This is a genomic window from Mycobacterium sp. E1386, from assembly GCF_001672745.1.
In the GTDB taxonomy this organism is placed as follows: Bacteria; Actinomycetota; Actinomycetes; order Mycobacteriales; family Mycobacteriaceae; genus Mycobacterium.
This window is the reverse complement of sequence record NZ_LZKH01000127.1, coordinates 1-975: the sequence shown is the minus strand read 5'-3', so window position 1 is coordinate 975 and position 975 is coordinate 1. Positions and strand designations below refer to the sequence as shown.

General features: G+C 73.5%; 4 pseudogenes. 2 read left to right on the top strand and 2 right to left on the bottom strand.

Annotated features, from left to right (window positions below):
• Positions 1 to 176: pseudogene (locus A5709_RS13560) on the top strand (tRNA (adenosine(37)-N6)-threonylcarbamoyltransferase complex ATPase subunit type 1 TsaE); the annotation flags it as partial.
• Positions 173 to 709, top strand: a pseudogene (gene tsaB, locus A5709_RS13555) (tRNA (adenosine(37)-N6)-threonylcarbamoyltransferase complex dimerization subunit type 1 TsaB); the annotation flags it as partial. The pseudogenes A5709_RS13560 and tsaB, both read left to right, overlap by 4 nt.
• On the opposite strand, the pseudogene A5709_RS27475 reads toward tsaB, so the two are convergent.
• Both A5709_RS27475 and A5709_RS13550 read right to left on the bottom strand, forming a co-directional pair.
• Positions 703 to 816: pseudogene (locus A5709_RS27475) on the bottom strand (ribosomal-protein-alanine N-acetyltransferase RimI); the annotation flags it as partial. The pseudogenes tsaB and A5709_RS27475 overlap by 7 nt on opposite strands.
• A pseudogene (locus A5709_RS13550) lies at positions 813 to 975 on the bottom strand (bifunctional tRNA (adenosine(37)-N6)-threonylcarbamoyltransferase complex dimerization subunit type 1 TsaB/ribosomal-protein-alanine acetyltransferase RimI); the annotation flags it as partial. The pseudogenes A5709_RS13550 and A5709_RS27475, both read right to left, overlap by 4 nt.

The following is a 975-nucleotide window of genomic DNA, read 5'->3' as shown; positions in this document are numbered from 1 at the left end:
TGGTGGGCGAGCTCGACTCGCTGGACCTGGACACCGATCTCGACGATGCGGTCGTGGTCGTGGAGTGGGGCGAGGGCCTCGTCGAACGCCTCGCCGAGCGGCACCTCGACATTCGGCTGGAACGCCTCAGCGGATCCGACGTGCGGATCGCTTCGTGGCAGTGGGTGCGTTCATGAGCCTCCTGCTTGCCCTCGACACCTCCACGCCGGCGGTCACCGCCGGGATCGTCCGCCGCGACGACCTGACCGTGCTGGCCGAGCGGGTCACCGTCGACGCCCGCGCGCACGCCGAACGGCTCACCCCGAACGTGCTGGACGCCCTCGCCGACGCCGGGCTGACGATGGCCGACCTCGATGCCGTCGTGGTGGGCTGCGGCCCCGGCCCGTTCACCGGACTGCGGGCCGGGATGGCGACCGCGGCCGCCTACGGGCATGCCCTGGGCATCCCGGTGCGCGGGGTGTGCAGCCTGGACGCCATCGGCGTGCGCACCACCGGTGAGACGTTGGTGGTCACCGACGCCCGTCGGCGCGAAATCTATTGGGCCCGTTACCGTGACGGGTTTCGGATGGAGGGCCCGGGGGTCAACGCCCCCGCCGACGTCGACCCGGGCGCAGCGCGGGCGGTGGCCGGCTCGAAGGAGCACGCGGCGCTGTTCGACCTACCCCACCGCGGGCCGATCTATCCCACACCGGCCGGGCTCGTCGCCGCGGGCCAGGGGTCGTCACCGTCGAACAGCTGACGTTCGAGCTCGGCGCAGCGCGCCGCGTCGGCGGGGACCAGGGCGCCGAGCGTCACGGGCTCGCCCAGGGCGGTCATCCGCGCGCCGCCATCGGTTTGGCGTCGGGGCGGCGCAGATACAGCGCCACCAAGGGCAGCGGGCGCTGCGACCAATCGGGCACCGCGGCGACGAGCCCGGCCGGTGTGGGATAGATCGGCCCGCGGTGGGGTAGGTCGAACAGCGCCGCGTGCTCCTTC